Consider the following 14681-nt stretch of genomic DNA (forward strand, 5'->3'; position numbering starts at 1 on the left):
GATGACATGAGCTCGCGTTTTGAAGGCACGAAAAACTATATCGCCACCGAGGACCTCAAGGTCGCGGTGAACGCCGCCGTGGCGCTTGAACGTCCTCTGCTGATCAAGGGCGAGCCCGGCACCGGCAAGACCGTTCTGGCCTATGAAGTGGCCAAAGCGATGGGCGCGCCGCTGATCACCTGGCACATCAAGTCGACCACCAAGGCCAGCCAGGGCCTCTACGAGTATGACGCCGTGACCCGTCTTCGCGACAGCCAGCTGGGCGACGAGCGCGTCAAGGACGTCACCAACTACATCAAGAAGGGCAAGCTCTGGGAGGCCTTCACCAGCGAGGTTCGCCCCGTGCTGCTGATCGACGAGATCGACAAGGCCGACATCGAATTCCCGAACGACCTCCTGCAGGAGCTCGATCGCATGGAGTTCTACGTCTACGAAACCGGCGAGACGATCTCGGCCAAGATCCGCCCGATCATCATCATCACCTCGAACAACGAGAAGGAACTGCCGGACGCATTCCTGCGCCGCTGCTTCTTCCACTACATCCGCTTCCCCGAGGCGGACGTGATGCAGGAAATCGTCGACGTCCACTTCCCCGGCATCAAGGAGAAGCTGGTCGCCGAGGCGATGCGCATCTTCTACGACATGCGCAAGGTTCCGGGCCTCAAGAAGAAGCCGTCGACCTCGGAACTGCTCGACTGGCTGAAGCTGCTGATGGTCGAGGACATCGACGAGGCGATCCTGCGCGAAAAGGATCCGACCAAGCTGATCCCGCCGCTGCACGGCGCCCTGCTGAAGAACGAGCAGGACGTCCACCTGTTCGAGCGCCTCGCCTTCCTGGCCCGCCGCGAAGGCAGCGGCAGCACGCGCCCGGGGCAGTAGCCGAAGGGGGGCATGTACTTCGGTATGTGCCCCCTCCTGCCGAACCAAGGCTGGCGAAGGGCACGCCCCGGCGCGCCAGTCCGCGTGTTACCGCGATTTCACTAGACCCTCACCGCGTCCCGCCGCACCCTTGCATTGCAAGAGAGCACACGAGGGACCGCCCAATGAACCGTATCGCCCTGTTGGCCGCCAGCTGCGCCGTTCTGGCCCTGGCCGCCTGTGATCACCCCGACGCCGGCCGCCAGCGCGAGGCGCGCGCCCTGAAGGTGATCAGCAAGCTCGATTGCCCGGACAAGCAGGGGCGCCTGACACGTCTCAGCGTCGCCGCCGACGGCCTGTCCTGCAACTACGGCGCGGACGGCGTTGAAGTGACCCTTCGGCTGGTCAAGCTGGCGGACGGCGGCGCCGTCGGCGCCCTGGCGCCGATCGAGGCCGAGCTGCGGGCGCTGATGCCGGCCGCCGATCCGAAGGCGACCGCCTCTGCCGACGCCGACGCCGGCAAGGACGACGTCGACATCCGCCTGCCCGGCGTAACGATCAAGGCGGGTAACGCCGGAGCCGACGTCAACGTCGGCGGCCCCGACGGCGCCCAGATCAACGCCAACGACGACGGCGCTGAAATCCGCGTGCAGCGGAACGTCGAGGTCAACGGCGAGACCGTCGAAAGCGAAACCCGTCGGCGCAAGCACGGCGACGACGGGGTCTATTCGCGCTTCATCCTGGCCAGCGACAAGGCGACCGAAGGCTGGGCCGTCGTCGGCTACGAAGCCCGCGGCCCGAAGGGCGGACCGCTGGTTGTCGCGACGCTGAAGGCCAAGCGGGGCCATGACAGCGACGACGACAGCTTCTCGGACACCAGCGATCTGGTGCGCCACAATGTCGGCGGCCGGCGCGGCCACGGGATCATTATTGGGCCGGAGTGACCTCGGTCACCTTGTAGGCCAGCAGCCTGCCGTTCTCGTCGGCCACCGAGACGTATTCTCCGACGACGAAGTGGTGCTCGCCAAGGCGATGAACCGGTTCGTCGTCGGCGTCATCGCCGGCGTCATAGTCGAAATACCAGGTCTGTCCGCGCCGTTTGAGCACGCCGGTCGCAGCGTCTTCGTCCGGCGTGAACCGGCGGACCGAACAGGCCGCGCGCTGCGCCTGAAAGCCGTCGACGTCGAGCTTGCCGTCCGCCTGCAGCGGGGCGACCAGGCTGTAACCCCTGTGGTCATCGCCGTCGGCGAACTCGGTGCCGGGGTTGCGCGCAAGGCGCATCACGATGCGCGAAAGCGTCATGTCTTCCTCATTTCTGTCGGTCAGTGCGAAAGGAACAGCGACGGGCCGTCGTTGTTCAGCAAGGTGCGGGTCGTACCGCCGAAGATGTACTCCTGCAGCCGCGGGTGACCGAAGGCGCCGGCGACCAGGATGTCGGCGGTCAGGCGCTGGGCGGCCTCAAGCAGCAGATGGGCGGCGTCGCCGGATCCGGCCAGCAACTCGACGTCGGCCTTGACGCCCCTCGCGGCGAAGAACGCCTTCAGCCGGTCGGCGTCGAAGGTCCTGGAAGAGGCGGCCGGCGCGGCGAGAATAACGACCCGGCCGGCCTTTTCGAGCAACGGCAGGGCCGTGCGCGCGGCGCGGCTGGCTTCCTTGCCCCCATCCCATGCCACGACGGCGACACCACCGGCCTTGAGGCCCGGCCGCGCCACGATCACCGGGCGCTGTTCGTCCGCGACGATTTGCTGAAAGGCTTCCGCCAGCGGGCCGCGGCCACGGGCGGCCTCGGTGTCGAAGAGAACGACATCGGACAGGCGCCCCTCCATCGACAGGCCGGCCCAGACGGGCGTCTCCAGCGACAGGAATTTGACGTTGTCGTAGCCGCACCCGGCGGCGGCGGCCCGTGCCGTGCGTTCGCCCTCAGCCGCGGCTTCCTTCAGACTGTCCATGGCGGTGATCTGCACACCCCCCATGAAGCCCTCGCCCATCCAGGGCATCAGGTCCGCGATGTCGGCCGGCGCATGGACCGCCGCCACTTCCGCCTTGAACGGCGCCGCCAGAGCAGCCGCCGCCTTCAGGATTTCCGCATCGTGGGCGCCGCCCGCGAGCGGCGCCATGATCCTCGCCCAGCTCATTGAAGTTCTCCCTTCAAACCGAACCGTGATCCGCTGACCACGCGCAGACATTGATCTTTATCAACCGATGCGCCAGTTGAAGCGCCCTACTCAACACAAGGAACGAACGGGTGGCGAAAGGGCTGCGAAGCGCGCGTTCGGCGAAGACTACACCACGCGCGTGGCAAAGGATGCTGTCCGGGAGGCGGCTGGATTTGCTCGACCCCTCGCCGGTCGACATCGAGATCGAGGACATCGCCCACGGCCTGGCGCGGGTCGCCCGCTGGAACGGCCAGACGATCGGAGAGCACGGCTTCTCGGTCGCCCAGCACTCGATGGTCGTCGAGGAACTGGTGGCGCACATCCAGCCGACCGTCGATCCCAAATGGCGGCTGGCCGCCCTGCTGCACGACGCCTCGGAATATGTGATCGGCGACATGATCAGCCCGTTCAAGGCGGCGCTGGGCGTCAGCTACAAGGACTTCGAGGAACGGCTGGAGCACGCCATCCATGCCCGGTTCGGCCTGCCCGCGAAGACGCCGGTCGCGATCAAGAAGCTGATCAAGCAGGCGGATCGCGCCTGCGCCTTCTTCGAGGCGACCCAACTGGCGGGCTTCGGCCATGACGAGGCCCTGGCGATCTTCGGCGCCCCGCCACAGGGCTATCGGCTGACGATCGATCCGCAGGCTCCCAGCGAGGCGCAAAAGCGCTATGTTCATCGCTTCCACGTTCTGTCGGAAGCTGCCGGGTTTGAACCCGCCCAGGCCGCCTTCAGCACCGAGTGAGCCGCCCGTGACCCTGATCGTCAGTCCCCTGCGCGATGTCGAGACAGTGGTCCGGTTCCGGCGCCCGTCGCACCTGATCACCCTTCTCGATCCGCACCTGATGGGCGAGGCGCCGCGGTTCTTCCCGGATCGACACCTGAAGCTGGCGGTCGACGACATCTGGGAGCCGGCCGACGGCATGGTTCTGCCGAACGCCGAACTGGTCGAACGAATCGTCGACTTCGGCCGTCGCCGGGATCCGGCCGCGCCCCTGCTGGTGCATTGCTGGGCAGGTGTGAGCCGGTCCACGGCGACGGCCTTTATCCTGGCCTGCGAAGAAAACCCGGACATGGCCGAGGCGGACATCGCAAAGGCGCTGCGCAAGGCCTCCAGCTCGGCGACTCCCAACCCCCTGATGGTCAAGCTGGCCGACGACATGCTCGGCCGGAAGGGGCGGATGGCCGACGCGGTCGCCGCCATCGGCAAGGGTGAGTACGCCTACCCGGGCGCGCCGTTCGAACTCTCGCTGAAGGCCTGATAACAGAACGCCTCCCGTCATCCGCTCGGGGGTGCTAACCAACAACGGATGTCCCAATCCGTCGTCATCGGTCTGTCAGCCGTCATCATGGCCATTCGCGGCGGCGAAGCGGTCGTGCTGACCGTGCGCCCGCACGACACGGCGACGGACCGGGTCTCGACCCTCGCGGGCCTGCCGTTCGGGCCGTTTGATCCGGAAGGCCATCGCACCTTCGAGATCGCCCTGCGGGATTTCGTGACCGAACAGACCCGGTTCGACCTGGGTTATGTCGAGCAGCTCTACACGTTCGGCAACAAGGGCCGAGATGCGCCACGGGCCGAGATCGGCGCCGGCGCGGCGCGCGTGGTTTCCGTGGGCTACCTTGCCCTGACCCCGACCGCCGTCGACACCGCCGCGCCCGACAGCGCCTGGGCGCCGTGGTCGCGGTTCTTTCCGTGGGAAGACTGGCGGCAGGGTCGCCCCGCCCTGATCGACGAGGCCATCGCCCCGGCCCTGCGCGCCTGGGCCGGCAAGGATGAGGGCCGACTCGCCCGCGCCCGCCTGCTGTTCGCGCTGGACGATGCGCGCTGGAACGAGGAGCGGGTGCTCGACCGCTATGAGCTGCTCTATGAGGCGGGCCTTGCGCCGGAGGCGGGCCGCGACCGGGCCCGCGAGCGCGGGGAAAGCACCGTCGAGCCTCCTGCCCTGTCGGCGGCGCTCGGCGAGCCGATGCTGTCGGACCACCGCCGCATTCTGGCGACGGGTCTGGGGCGGCTGCGCGGCAAGCTGAAGTACCGCCCGGTTGTGTTCGAGCTGATGCCGCCGGAGTTCACCCTCTCGGCCCTGCAGCGTGCCGTCGAGGCGATCGCGGGCGTGCCGCTGCACAAGCAGAACTTCCGTCGCGTGGTCGAGCGCATCGACCTGGTCGAAGGCCTCGGCCGTATGGACACCGAGACCGGCGGTCGCCCAGCGGAGCTGTTCCGCTTCCGCCGCGAGCTGCTTACTCAGCGGCCTGCAGGGGGGCTGTCTCTGCCCCTGCTGCGGGACTGACCGCCGCCTCCCGCGCCCGCCATTTCGCCTTCAGGGTCGCCGACGTATCGCGCGATCCGTCGGGACTCCAGCCCGGCGGGCCGAACAGGTAGCCGACGACCTCGCGGATCGAACGCGATCCCGCCAGATCCTTGCCGATGGCGATCCACTCGTGAAACGCCACGCGGAAGATGTTGAAATCGCCGAGGTTATGCACCACGCCATAGCGGCACGGCTCAGCGTCGTCCTCGGGGATGTAGGTGCCGAACATGCGGTCCCAGATGATCAGGATGCCGGCGTAGTTGGCGTCGAGGTAGCGCGGGTTGCGCGCGTGGTGGACCCGGTGATGCGAGGGCGTATTGAACACCGCCTCGAACCAGCGCGGGAAGCGCCGGATCGCCTCGGTATGGATCCAGTACTGGTAGACCAGACTGATCCCCTTCTGGATCACCACCATCGCCGGCGGGAAGCCGATCAGGATGAGCGGCAGCCACAGCAGCCAGGTGCCGGCGATCCCGCCCGTCCAGGTCTGCCGCAGGGCGGTGGCCAGGTTGTAGTGCTGCGAGGTGTGGTGGTTGACGTGGCTGGCCCACCAGAACCGCCGCTCGTGCGACAGGCGGTGGAACCAGTAGTAGGTCAGGTCCTCGAGGAAGAAGACCGCCACCCAGGCCCAGATCGCGGTCATCGGGATCGTGAACAGCCGGTACTGGTAAGCCCACAGCGTCACGCCGAAGATCGCCGCCCCGGTCAAAAGGCCGGCGACCTGGCTGCCGAGGCCCATGCCCAGAGAGGTGGCCGTGTCGCGGACTTCATAGACCGCCTTCACCTTGCGCATGCGGCCCAGCAGGATTTCACCGATGATGGTGATCACGAAGATCGGCACCGCCAGCGCGACCGGATCGAACGCGGCCTTGATCGGATCGAGCGTCATGCCGCCAGCACCTCAGCAGGGGTTTGGGGGGGCCAGGGCGTCACGCCGCTGACGGCCAGCCGGGCCACCGGCGCGGCCGGGTCGCGAAGCCTGAGCTGCACCTTGCCCCGATGCACCGGCGCCTGCAGCGCCAGCCGCCATGGCAGCGTGCGAGCGACCCAGGAGTCGCCCAGCCGGTAGATCACCAGCGCCTCGGCGCCCGCCCGGGCGATCGCGCCGGCGCCGTCGCCGGCGATCCAGATGTAGTCGGGGTTCATGCCGGGAAACTCGCCCGCGAGCAGGTCCCGGGCCGCGGCCTCGTCCAGCGGCGCCGTCGGCCGGGCGATCCGCGCCCAGGCGGCCACGCCGATCATCAAGGCGATCAGCAATGCCGATACGGCAAGTCTGATGAGTGTCTCTGTCACTGTGCGCCGTCTCCCCTTGCCGGAGTGTCGCCTCAGACGGCGCGGCGTCAACAAAAAAGCCCCTCCCGTCGCCGGGAGGGGCCCTTCCTGATCCGTCCTGGCGGATGGATCAGAACTTGCGGACGTAGGAGATCGCCCAGACGTTCGCGTCACCGCCGAAGTCGTAGCGGGTGTAGTCGAGGCGCACGCCGTCGTTGGCGGTGAAGAAGGCTTCCACGCCGGCGCCGAAGGCCCCGCCGTCTTCGCTGGCCGAGAGCCCGCCGACGTCCACTTCGCCGCTGGCGAAGCCGGCCCGCGCGAGCAGGTTGACGGTCTCGGAGACCGGAATCCGGCCGACCACGAACGCGCCGTAGGTGCTCGTCAGCTCGACCGACGTGCCGAGGATGTCGTCATCGGCGACGCCGAAGCCCAGCTCGCCTTCAATGCCGACGTAGGGGTTGAAGGTCAGGCCGAGGCGGCCCTGGATCGCGCCGAGCGTGACGGGATCGATGTCGATGTTGGCGTAGCCGACCGAGCCGTAAACGCCGGTTTCGGCGTGGGCGAGCGCAGGGGCAACGAGGGAAAGCGCCGCAACAGAAGCGGCAATCATAAGGTTTTTCATGGCTCTATTCTCCCGAATGCGAATCTTGATGTTCGCAATACCTGTACAGTTTTCAGGCGCCCGGGAATGGGTCAACCAAAATGGGGCCCCCTCCTGACAGGAGGGGGCCTTGCGTTACAATTCAACCACAGGGGCAGAACTAGAACTTACGGGTGTAGGCCACCGCCCAGACGTCGGCATTGCCGGCGTCATAGTCGTGGCGCGTCCAGTCGAGACGCACGCCGTCCTTGTCGGTGAAGTGGTACTGGCCGCCGAAGCCCCAGGCCACGCCGTCGCCGTCCACATCGCCCACCGAGGTGTCGAAGCTGGAGCTGGTGTAGCCGGCGCGGGCGAACAGGTCCGCCTTGGGACTGACCGGCAGGAAGCCGACAACGAAGGCGCCCACTTCGTGCTTCAGCTCGACATCGACGCCGGCGACGGTGTCGTCGCTGATTCCGAAGGCCGCTTCGCCCTCGACGCCGACGTAGGGATTGAACTTGTAGCCGAGGCGACCCTGCAGGGCGCCCAGCGTCGGGCCGTCAGCGTCCACATTCGCGTAGCCGACCGTGCCGTAGACTTCCTGGGCCTGCGAGGCGGCCGGAACGGCGGCCATGGCGAGTGCGGCGGTCGCGACCGTAATCATGAGAGACTTCATCGTCTTGTACTCCTTGACGCTTTTCTTCAGCTCCCCAGCCGGGGGTGAGGTAGGAGCCAAACGCGGCGGGTCCGCGGCGGTTCAGCGTGCGGAATGAGGCGGGTTTGTAGCGTTGCCCATGCGCCACACGGCTGACGCGGCTGTCCGGCGTGCTATCTATCGGGCCAATCAGAAACAGCGCCGCGCGTCACGCAGGCGCGCACATCGTCGGGACCACTATCGTGCATCAGGCCGTCATCGCCGCCACCGGGCTCTACACGCCCGACCAGAGCATCTCGAACGTGGAGCTGGTCGAGGCCTTCAACACCTATGTCGAGCAGTTCAACGCGGCCAACGCCGAAGCCATCGCCGCTGGCGAGGTCGAGGCCCTGACGCCCTCCTCCGCCGAATTCGTCGAGAAGGCCTCCGGCATCAAGGCCCGCTTCGTCATGGACAAGGCCGGCATCCTCGACCCGAAGATCATGCGGCCCAGCATCCCCGAGCGCTCCAACGACGAGATCTCGATCCTGGCCGAGATCGCCGTCGCCGCGGCCCGCGACGCCATCGCCAAATGGGGCAAGCCGGTCAGTGAGATCGGCGCCGTGCTCTGCGCGGCCTCCAACATGCAGCGCGCCTATCCCGCCATGGCGATCGAGGTGCAGCAGGCGCTGGGCATCGAGGGCTTCGCCTTCGACATGAACGTGGCCTGCTCAAGCGCCACCTTCGGCATCAAGACCGCCGCCGACTTCATCGCCTCCGGCTCGGCGAAGGCGGTGCTGATGGTCAATCCGGAAATCTGTTCGGGCCACCTGAACTTCAAGGATCGCGACAGCCACTTCATCTTCGGCGACGTCGCCACCGCGGTGATCATCGAGGCGGCGGATCAGGCTGTCGGCGGCTGGGAGATCCTCGGCACGAAGCTGAAGACCCAGTTTTCCAACAACATCCGCAACAACTTCGGCTTCCTCAATAACGCCGCCCCCGAGGGCATCGGCGCGAAGGACAAGCTGTTCGTCCAGGAAGGCCGCAAGGTGTTCCGCGAGGTGGTGCCGATGGTCAGCGAGATGATCGTCACCCACGCCGCCGAGCTGGGCATCGACCCGACGGGCCTCAAGCGCCTGTGGCTGCACCAGGCCAACATCAACATGAACGAGATGATCGGCCGCCGGGTGCTGGGCCGCGACCCGACGCGCGAAGAGAACGTGATCATCCTCGACACCTACGCCAACACCAGTTCCGCCGGCTCGATCATCGCCTTCCACCGCGCCAACAGTGACTTCGCCGCCGGCGACACCGGCCTGATCTGCAGCTTCGGCGCGGGGTACTCGGCCGGCACGGTGTTCGTCAGGAAGCGGTAAGGGTCAGATGCTCCCCCATCGGGGGAGCTGTCGGCGAAGCCGGCTGAGGGGGTTCCCCGGGATCTGAGCGGACCCCCTCCGTCTCGCCTGCGGCGAGCCACCTCCCCCGATGGGGAGGATCTTGCGACGCTACTTCGCCGCCGGTTCGGCTGGCGCCGCCGGCGTCAGATCCACCATCACAGCATCCGGCTTCATGTGCGCCGCCTTCCAGTCCATGGCGTTGCGAACACGCCAGCCGACGGACGGGTGGTCGTAGAAGATGATCTCCTCGAGCTTGCCCGGCGTCGCGGCCCGGTACTCGATGGTCTTGACCAGCGCCTTGGCCAGACCGTCCGGCTCGTTCACCCGTTGCAGGGAGAAGTTGTCGGCGTCCGCCTCCATGGTTCGGATCAGCGTGCTCGTCGCCGGGGTCGCAAGCAGGGCCAGCACCGACAACACCGCGGTCAGCACCGGCAGACCCGCCGGATCCGATATTCCCTCCACCCCGCGGGCGCCGAGCAGGCGTGTGGCCACCGGGAACAGACGGTCGACCAGGAAGAAGCCGATCATCGCCAGCAGACTGAAGACTCCGGCCATCCAGAGCGAGTGGGTGTGGGCATAGTGGCCCATCTCATGACCGACGACGCCGCGAACCTCGGCCAGGTCCGCATCCTGCTTGAACATCGTGTCGCTCATGGCGATCCGCGCGGACCCGAACAGGCCCGAGACGTTGGCGGTGTAACGGTTCGACTGCTTGCTGCCGTCATAGATGAAGATCTTGTCCGACGGCACGTTGTTCGCCTTGGCCATCGCGACCACCGCGTCGCGCACCGGCCCGGCCGGGGCCGGCGTGTAGGTGTTGAAGAGCGGCTCGATCAGCACCGGGGAGATGACGATGGCGATGATCAGGAAGACGCTGGTCGTCAATCCGCCCCAGAGCCACCAGCGCCGGGGCGCCCGACGCATCAGCGCGTAGAGGACGCTGAACAGGACAAGCGACATCACTGTCCCGATGAGCAGTTGCACGCCCCACTCGCCGAGCCATTCCGGCAGCGGCTGGCTGGTCAGGCCGTACTTCGTTTCACGGAACCAGCTCGAATAGACCGTCCAGGGCAGGCTGAGCAGCGAGTCCAGCAGCATCCCGGCGGGCACGACCACCAGCACGGCCAGCCATGCCGATTGGGGCTTCCTGAACCGTGATCTCAGGCGAACCAGCAGGCCCGACTTCACGATCAGCCAGGACACGACGATGGCGACGAGCGTTCCCCAAAGCAACAGCCAGTGTCCGCCCTGGGTATAGGCTGTCGCCTTGGCATGAGCCTCCGGCGGCAGGGTCGCGAGGTATCGCGCGGTCTCCGCCGCAGCGTCGAATGTCGTTGAACCGGTCGCCATGGCTGCTGTCCCCTCCCCGAGAAGCGTGCAGGAGGCCACGTTGGCGCGCGCTTGTCAGGTGAATTTACGCTCACTTTTCAACCTGCGGGGCATCGAAACCATGGCCAGAGGGCAAGGGCGCCCATTTCTGGTATCCGCCAACTGGACATGTTTCGACGCAGGTCTCCCTAGTCGGGTCCGGTAGCCTTGTGAGAACCGCCCATGGACAACATTCTGCAGTACCCCGGCCCGGGAAAGCGGGTGCGGCGGTCGGCCAAGGTCGATCCGGTTCTGGCCGAAATCATCGACGCGCTTGTTCATTTTCGGGGGCAGGCGCACAGGGACGCGGTTTGTCACCACATCGCCTCCAATCGCGCCGGCCAGGCCCTGCGGGCGTCAGACGCGCTGAAGCAGGAGATCTTCCAGGTCTTTCAGGCGCACATGACCCTCGTCGAAGAATCGAAGCGGGCGCGGTCGCTCCTGTGTCAGCCCTTCGGGGAAGGGAGCCATCGCTGGGGCCTGACGAGGGACGCGCTCCAGCTGTTCGGAGCGCGACTGCAGATCGCCTCGGCGTGGTAACGCGTCCCGGCAACGCTCCCTGGACGGCATGAACCTCCGCCACATCCTCAGAATCAACATCCGGCTGAACCTGGACGTCGTCCAGGCGACCTCTGACTGCCTGGATGGAGACCTCGAGAAGAGCCTGATATTCGCCGCCATATCGGCCGCCAATGTCGGGCAACTGGACGACGATCCGGTGCTGACCCGTCAGTACGCGCACACTGCGGTGCCCGATGATCTGCGGCGTCCTATCCGCATCCAGCGCGTGGCGGACTCGCTCGGCCTTCCCCGGGAGACGACGCGGGTGAAGGTCAACCTCCTGATCGGCGAGGGCCTGCTGCAAACAACCCGCAACGGCTTGCTCATCTCGTCTGCCGCGATGAATGTTCCTCGGTTCGGACCGATGATGCTGCGCTACCTCGGCGCGCTCGACCGGGCCATCGAACGGCTGGCGCTCTCGGAGTGCGCCGGCCTCCGCCGGCATGAACGACTGCACCCGGCGCCGTTTCCGGCCATGTGGGGCTCGATCCGCCTCGCCACCCAGCACGTCCTGCGCGGGACTGTCGACCTGCGCTCCTACACCGCGCCGCTCTCGCTGCTCGGATCCTACCTCTATCTGGCGATGGCCGATCACACGTCGTCGCACTTCAGCGAAGGACCCGAGATCCTCTTCGCCGACCACGACGACCCGCCGCCCAATTCAGCCCGCCGCACGATCAGCGCCAGCGCGCTGGCGGCGAAGCTGGCGATGCCGCGCGAAACCGTCCGGCGAAACCTGAAGGCCATGGTGGCTGGCGGCTGGCTCTATCAGGACAGCAGCGGGTTCGGCCTGCCGACGACAGAAGGCGAAGACGAACGAAAGCGCGAGCACCTGCTGCAGGAGCGCAGCAACGCTGACCTGAGCCGGCTCGTCCGGAAACTGCGGCACATCGGTGCAATCGTCGGTGACGGGACGCCGGCGGAGGACCATTCTCCTTCCACGTGAAGGCGCGTGAACATCGGGCGAAACCGGTGACAGTGGCCGCCAGGGGTTGGAGGGGGTCATGCGCAAGCGCGAAACCGGGCTGAGCCGTCGTCGGCTGCTCGCGGGATCGGGCCTGGCCCTCGGCGCCGCGGCGATGGCGCAGGCCGTCGTCGCACAGGATGCGCCGGCCGAAGAGCCGCCCACTGATCCGGACTTCCACGACCCCGACGACACGACCGCCGCCCAGGTACAGTCGCCGCCGGCGCCGGAGCCGATGCAACCGGGCGGGACGGACTGGACCTGGGTGCGCGGGCAGTGGGCGCTGGACTGGAGCCTGGTCGACCTGTCGGCGATGCTGTTTGCCTCCAACCCGCGGATCGTGCGCAACGCCATCGATCGCCACCGCCAGGGCCTCGACGCCAGCCCGGTGACCTATCTGGAGAGCCGGAATCGGCCGTTGCAGAACGCCGCGCGCACTGCGGCGGGCCAATACTTCGGCGTCGCGGCGGAAAATGTCGCCCTCTGTGAAAGCACCACCAGCGGCATCGGCCTGCTCTATTCAGGCCTCGATATCCGCTACGGCCAGGAAGTCCTGACCACCACGCACGACTACTACGTGACCCACGAGTCGCTGCGGCTGACTGCGCTGAAGCGCGGCGGGACGGTGCGAAAGATCTCGCTGTTCGACCGCTCCGAGACCGCGACCACCGCCCAGATCGTCGGGCGGCTGGCGGCCAATATCCGGCCCGAGACGCGCGTCCTGGCCCTGACCTGGGTGCATTCCTCGACCGGACTGAAAATGCCGATCCGGGCGATCGCCGACATGCTGGCGCCGATCAACGCCGCCCGCCCGCCGCACGATCGGGTGCTGTTCTGCGTCGACGGCGTGCACGGCTTCGGGGTGGAGAACACCACCCTCCCCCAGCTCGGCTGCGACTTCCTGGTGGCGGGCTGCCACAAGTGGCTTTTCGGGCCGCGGGGCACCGGCGTGGTGTTCGGCACGCCCTACGGCTGGTCACGCGTGACGCCGACCGTGCCCAGCTTCCTGGCGCCCAATGCCTACGGCGCCTGGCTCGGCAACTACGATCCCGGTCCGACAACGGGCGCGCGGATGACGCCTGGCGGTTTCAAGGCTTTCGAGCATGTCTGGGCGATCACCGAAGCGTTCCAGTTCCACGGCATGGTCGGCAAGGCGGCCATCGAGGCGCGGACCCGCATGCTGGCCAGCCGACTGAAGTACGGCCTCGAGTTGATGCCTCACATCCGCCTGCGCACGCCGACTGACCCGGCCCTGTCGGCCGGCATTGTCGCCTTCGACGTGGATGGGCTGTCGGCTGACGGGGTCGTGCGGCGCCTGCGCCGCCTGAACATCATCGGCTCGGCGGCGCCCTACGCCACGCGGCATGTCCGGCTGACGCCCAGCATGCGCAACACGGTCGAGGACGTGGACTACGCGATCGGGGCCCTGGCCCGGATCAAGGGCTGAGGGATCGGATAGCCTGTCCCCGTCACCCAGACTCGTCCGATGATCGCTCCGGCCGCTGATGGCCGGAGATCCCTGTCTTGGCCCTGAACCTCGCTGAAACCATCGGATTTGTCGCCGCGACGATCTCGACCCTGTGCTGGTTCCCCCAGTCGATCCGCACGATCCGCACCCGCGACACGTCGAGCATCTCGCTGGTGTCCCAGGGCGCCTACACCGGCGCCATCGTCCTCTGGGCGATCTACGGCCTGATGATCGCCAGCTGGCCGCTGATTTTGAGCAATATCATTCAGCTGTTTCCCCTGACCGCCGTACTCTGGATCAAGGTCGCCAACGAACTGGCCGCCCGGAGATCCACCCCATGAGCCGCCGCTTCAAGTCCCACGCCGAAAGTCACCTGGTCGCCCGCATCGGCTGGCTGCGCGCGGCGGTGCTGGGCGCCAACGACGGGATCGTCTCGACCGCCAGTCTGATTGTCGGCGTCGCTGCCGCGGCCGGCGGCAAGCCGGAGGTTCTGATTGCCGGCATCGCCGCCCTTGTCGCCGGCGCCATGTCGATGGCCGCCGGCGAGTACGTCTCCGTCAGCTCGCAATCCGACACGGAAAACGCCGACCTCGCCCGCGAAACCGCCGAACTGGCCACCGATCCGGAAGCCGAACACCGGGAGCTGGCGGCGATCTACGTCGGACGCGGCCTGACGCCTGATCTGGCCGAACAGGTGGCGGCGCAACTCATGGCCGGCGACGCCCTGGCGGCCCATGCACGGGACGAACTGGGGATCTCGGAAATCACCCAGGCCCGGCCGATCCAGGCGGCCCTGACCTCGGCGGCGACCTTCGCCGTCGGCGCGGCCATGCCGCTGGCGATGGTGTTCCTGTTTCCGCTGGGCAGCCTGACGATGGCCGTCTCGGTCGCCTCGCTGGCTTTTCTGGCGCTGCTGGGCGCGGTCGGCGCGAAGGCCGGCGGAGCGAATATCTGGAAGGCTACGGCCCGCGTGACCTTCTGGGGCGCCCTGGCCCTGGCCGTCACCGCCGGCATCGGCAAGCTGTTCGGCGTGATGGTGTAGGCCAAAAGATGCTCCCCATCGGGGGAGCTGTCGGCGAAGCCGACTGAGGGGGTCCGCTCAAGTCTCGG

The 14681-nt window shown here is 67.2% G+C and carries 18 protein-coding genes; 11 read left to right on the top strand and 7 right to left on the bottom strand.

Translation table 11 applies throughout. The annotated features are described in order from the left end of the window. Positions 1–6: 6 nt before the first annotated feature. Together AC3WJT_RS15150 and AC3WJT_RS15155 are read left to right on the top strand one after the other, a co-directional pair. Positions 7–879, top strand: a complete 873-nt coding sequence (locus AC3WJT_RS15150; protein ID WP_492343967.1) for an AAA family ATPase — start codon at positions 7–9, stop codon at positions 877–879. A gap of 164 nt (positions 880–1043) precedes the next feature. Beyond that, complete coding sequence (locus AC3WJT_RS15155; RefSeq protein ID WP_492343968.1) at positions 1044–1802, top strand: hypothetical protein; 759 nt, start codon at positions 1044–1046, stop codon at positions 1800–1802. On the opposite strand, the gene AC3WJT_RS15160 is transcribed toward AC3WJT_RS15155, so the two are convergent. Both AC3WJT_RS15160 and AC3WJT_RS15165 read right to left on the bottom strand, forming a co-directional pair. After that, positions 1786–2160 (bottom strand): hypothetical protein, encoded by a 375-nt coding sequence (locus AC3WJT_RS15160; protein WP_492343969.1) that lies wholly within the window; start codon positions 2158–2160, stop codon positions 1786–1788. The genes AC3WJT_RS15155 and AC3WJT_RS15160 overlap by 17 nt on opposite strands. 20 nt (positions 2161–2180) lie before the next feature. After that, on the bottom strand, positions 2181–2993 hold the full coding sequence (locus AC3WJT_RS15165; protein WP_492343970.1) for a universal stress protein: 813 nt from the start codon (positions 2991–2993) through the stop codon (positions 2181–2183). A gap of 110 nt (positions 2994–3103) precedes the next feature. Here AC3WJT_RS15165 and AC3WJT_RS15170 point away from each other — a divergent pair, with 110 nt between their 5' ends. Genes AC3WJT_RS15170 through AC3WJT_RS15180 form a run of 3 tightly spaced genes read left to right on the top strand, consistent with a single transcriptional unit; the run spans position 3104 to position 5303 of the window. Further along, positions 3104–3757 (top strand): YfbR-like 5'-deoxynucleotidase, encoded by a 654-nt coding sequence (locus tag AC3WJT_RS15170; protein ID WP_492343971.1) that lies wholly within the window; start codon positions 3104–3106, stop codon positions 3755–3757. Positions 3758–3764: 7 nt separating this feature from the next. Then, the gene (locus AC3WJT_RS15175; protein WP_492343972.1) at positions 3765–4274 is read left to right on the top strand and encodes a tyrosine phosphatase family protein; all 510 of its coding nucleotides are present in this window, start codon (positions 3765–3767) and stop codon (positions 4272–4274) included. Positions 4275–4322: 48 nt separating this feature from the next. Beyond that, positions 4323–5303, top strand: coding sequence for an NUDIX hydrolase (locus AC3WJT_RS15180; RefSeq protein WP_492343973.1), 981 nt, complete (start codon positions 4323–4325; stop codon positions 5301–5303). On the opposite strand, the gene AC3WJT_RS15185 is transcribed toward AC3WJT_RS15180, so the two are convergent. From AC3WJT_RS15185 to AC3WJT_RS15200, 4 genes are all read right to left on the bottom strand, one after another. Next, complete coding sequence (locus tag AC3WJT_RS15185; protein ID WP_492343974.1) at positions 5254–6213, bottom strand: sterol desaturase family protein; 960 nt, start codon at positions 6211–6213, stop codon at positions 5254–5256. The genes AC3WJT_RS15180 and AC3WJT_RS15185 overlap by 50 nt on opposite strands. Then, positions 6210–6617, bottom strand: coding sequence for a hypothetical protein (locus AC3WJT_RS15190; protein ID WP_492343975.1), 408 nt, complete (start codon positions 6615–6617; stop codon positions 6210–6212). Before AC3WJT_RS15190 ends, AC3WJT_RS15185 begins: the two co-directional genes overlap by 4 nt. A 109-nt stretch (positions 6618–6726) precedes the next feature. Beyond that, positions 6727–7218 (bottom strand): porin family protein, encoded by a 492-nt coding sequence (locus tag AC3WJT_RS15195; protein ID WP_492343976.1) that lies wholly within the window; start codon positions 7216–7218, stop codon positions 6727–6729. A gap of 139 nt (positions 7219–7357) precedes the next feature. Further along, positions 7358–7852, bottom strand: coding sequence for a porin family protein (locus AC3WJT_RS15200; protein WP_492343977.1), 495 nt, complete (start codon positions 7850–7852; stop codon positions 7358–7360). Between the two features lie 221 nt (positions 7853–8073). Here AC3WJT_RS15200 and AC3WJT_RS15205 point away from each other — a divergent pair, with 221 nt between their 5' ends. Next, the gene (locus AC3WJT_RS15205) at positions 8074–9189 is read left to right on the top strand and encodes a beta-ketoacyl-ACP synthase III (RefSeq protein WP_492343978.1); all 1116 of its coding nucleotides are present in this window, start codon (positions 8074–8076) and stop codon (positions 9187–9189) included. Positions 9190–9318: 129 nt separating this feature from the next. Here AC3WJT_RS15205 and AC3WJT_RS15210 read toward each other — a convergent pair whose 3' ends face one another. Further along, positions 9319–10560 (bottom strand): M48 family metallopeptidase, encoded by a 1242-nt coding sequence (locus tag AC3WJT_RS15210; protein WP_492343979.1) that lies wholly within the window; start codon positions 10558–10560, stop codon positions 9319–9321. Between the two features lie 201 nt (positions 10561–10761). Here AC3WJT_RS15210 and AC3WJT_RS15215 point away from each other — a divergent pair, with 201 nt between their 5' ends. The 5 genes from AC3WJT_RS15215 to AC3WJT_RS15235 all read left to right on the top strand — a co-directional run bounded on the left by AC3WJT_RS15215 (position 10762) and on the right by AC3WJT_RS15235 (position 14613). Then, positions 10762–11118: a hypothetical protein gene (locus tag AC3WJT_RS15215; RefSeq protein WP_492343980.1), complete on the top strand. Its 357-nt coding sequence runs from the start codon at positions 10762–10764 to the stop codon at positions 11116–11118. Positions 11119–11146: 28 nt separating this feature from the next. After that, positions 11147–12085 carry a hypothetical protein gene (locus tag AC3WJT_RS15220; RefSeq protein ID WP_492343981.1) on the top strand — a complete coding sequence of 313 codons (939 nt, stop codon included), beginning with the start codon at positions 11147–11149 and terminating at the stop codon, positions 12083–12085. 58 nt (positions 12086–12143) lie between these two features. Next, positions 12144–13550 carry an aminotransferase class V-fold PLP-dependent enzyme gene (locus AC3WJT_RS15225; protein ID WP_492343982.1) on the top strand — a complete coding sequence of 469 codons (1407 nt, stop codon included), beginning with the start codon at positions 12144–12146 and terminating at the stop codon, positions 13548–13550. 77 nt (positions 13551–13627) lie between these two features. Continuing rightward, positions 13628–13912 carry a SemiSWEET family sugar transporter gene (locus tag AC3WJT_RS15230; RefSeq protein WP_492343983.1) on the top strand — a complete coding sequence of 95 codons (285 nt, stop codon included), beginning with the start codon at positions 13628–13630 and terminating at the stop codon, positions 13910–13912. Further along, positions 13909–14613 carry a VIT1/CCC1 transporter family protein gene (locus AC3WJT_RS15235; RefSeq protein WP_492343984.1) on the top strand — a complete coding sequence of 235 codons (705 nt, stop codon included), beginning with the start codon at positions 13909–13911 and terminating at the stop codon, positions 14611–14613. The genes AC3WJT_RS15230 and AC3WJT_RS15235 overlap by 4 nt, the downstream gene beginning before the upstream one ends. The last annotated feature ends 68 nt before the right edge of the window (positions 14614–14681 follow it).

The sequence above is a fragment of the Caulobacter sp. FW305-C-30-S16 genome (genome assembly GCF_058783025.1).

Excerpts from the sequence above, each read along its gene's own strand:
- AC3WJT_RS15150 (WP_492343967.1), top strand. The coding sequence starts at position 7 with ATGAGCTCGCGTTTTGAAGGCACGAAAAACTATATCGCCACCGAGGAC.
- AC3WJT_RS15155 (WP_492343968.1), top strand. The coding sequence starts at position 1,044 with ATGAACCGTATCGCCCTGTTGGCCGCCAGCTGCGCCGTTCTGGCCCTG.
- AC3WJT_RS15160 (WP_492343969.1), bottom strand. The coding sequence starts at position 2,160 with ATGACGCTTTCGCGCATCGTGATGCGCCTTGCGCGCAACCCCGGCACC.
- AC3WJT_RS15165 (WP_492343970.1), bottom strand. The coding sequence starts at position 2,993 with ATGAGCTGGGCGAGGATCATGGCGCCGCTCGCGGGCGGCGCCCACGAT.
- AC3WJT_RS15180 (WP_492343973.1), top strand. The coding sequence starts at position 4,323 with ATGTCCCAATCCGTCGTCATCGGTCTGTCAGCCGTCATCATGGCCATT.
- AC3WJT_RS15185 (WP_492343974.1), bottom strand. The coding sequence starts at position 6,213 with ATGACGCTCGATCCGATCAAGGCCGCGTTCGATCCGGTCGCGCTGGCG.
- AC3WJT_RS15195 (WP_492343976.1), bottom strand. The coding sequence starts at position 7,218 with ATGAAAAACCTTATGATTGCCGCTTCTGTTGCGGCGCTTTCCCTCGTT.
- AC3WJT_RS15200 (WP_492343977.1), bottom strand. The coding sequence starts at position 7,852 with ATGAAGTCTCTCATGATTACGGTCGCGACCGCCGCACTCGCCATGGCC.
- AC3WJT_RS15210 (WP_492343979.1), bottom strand. The coding sequence starts at position 10,560 with ATGGCGACCGGTTCAACGACATTCGACGCTGCGGCGGAGACCGCGCGA.
- AC3WJT_RS15215 (WP_492343980.1), top strand. The coding sequence starts at position 10,762 with ATGGACAACATTCTGCAGTACCCCGGCCCGGGAAAGCGGGTGCGGCGG.
- AC3WJT_RS15220 (WP_492343981.1), top strand. The coding sequence starts at position 11,147 with ATGAACCTCCGCCACATCCTCAGAATCAACATCCGGCTGAACCTGGAC.
- AC3WJT_RS15225 (WP_492343982.1), top strand. The coding sequence starts at position 12,144 with ATGCGCAAGCGCGAAACCGGGCTGAGCCGTCGTCGGCTGCTCGCGGGA.
- AC3WJT_RS15235 (WP_492343984.1), top strand. The coding sequence starts at position 13,909 with ATGAGCCGCCGCTTCAAGTCCCACGCCGAAAGTCACCTGGTCGCCCGC.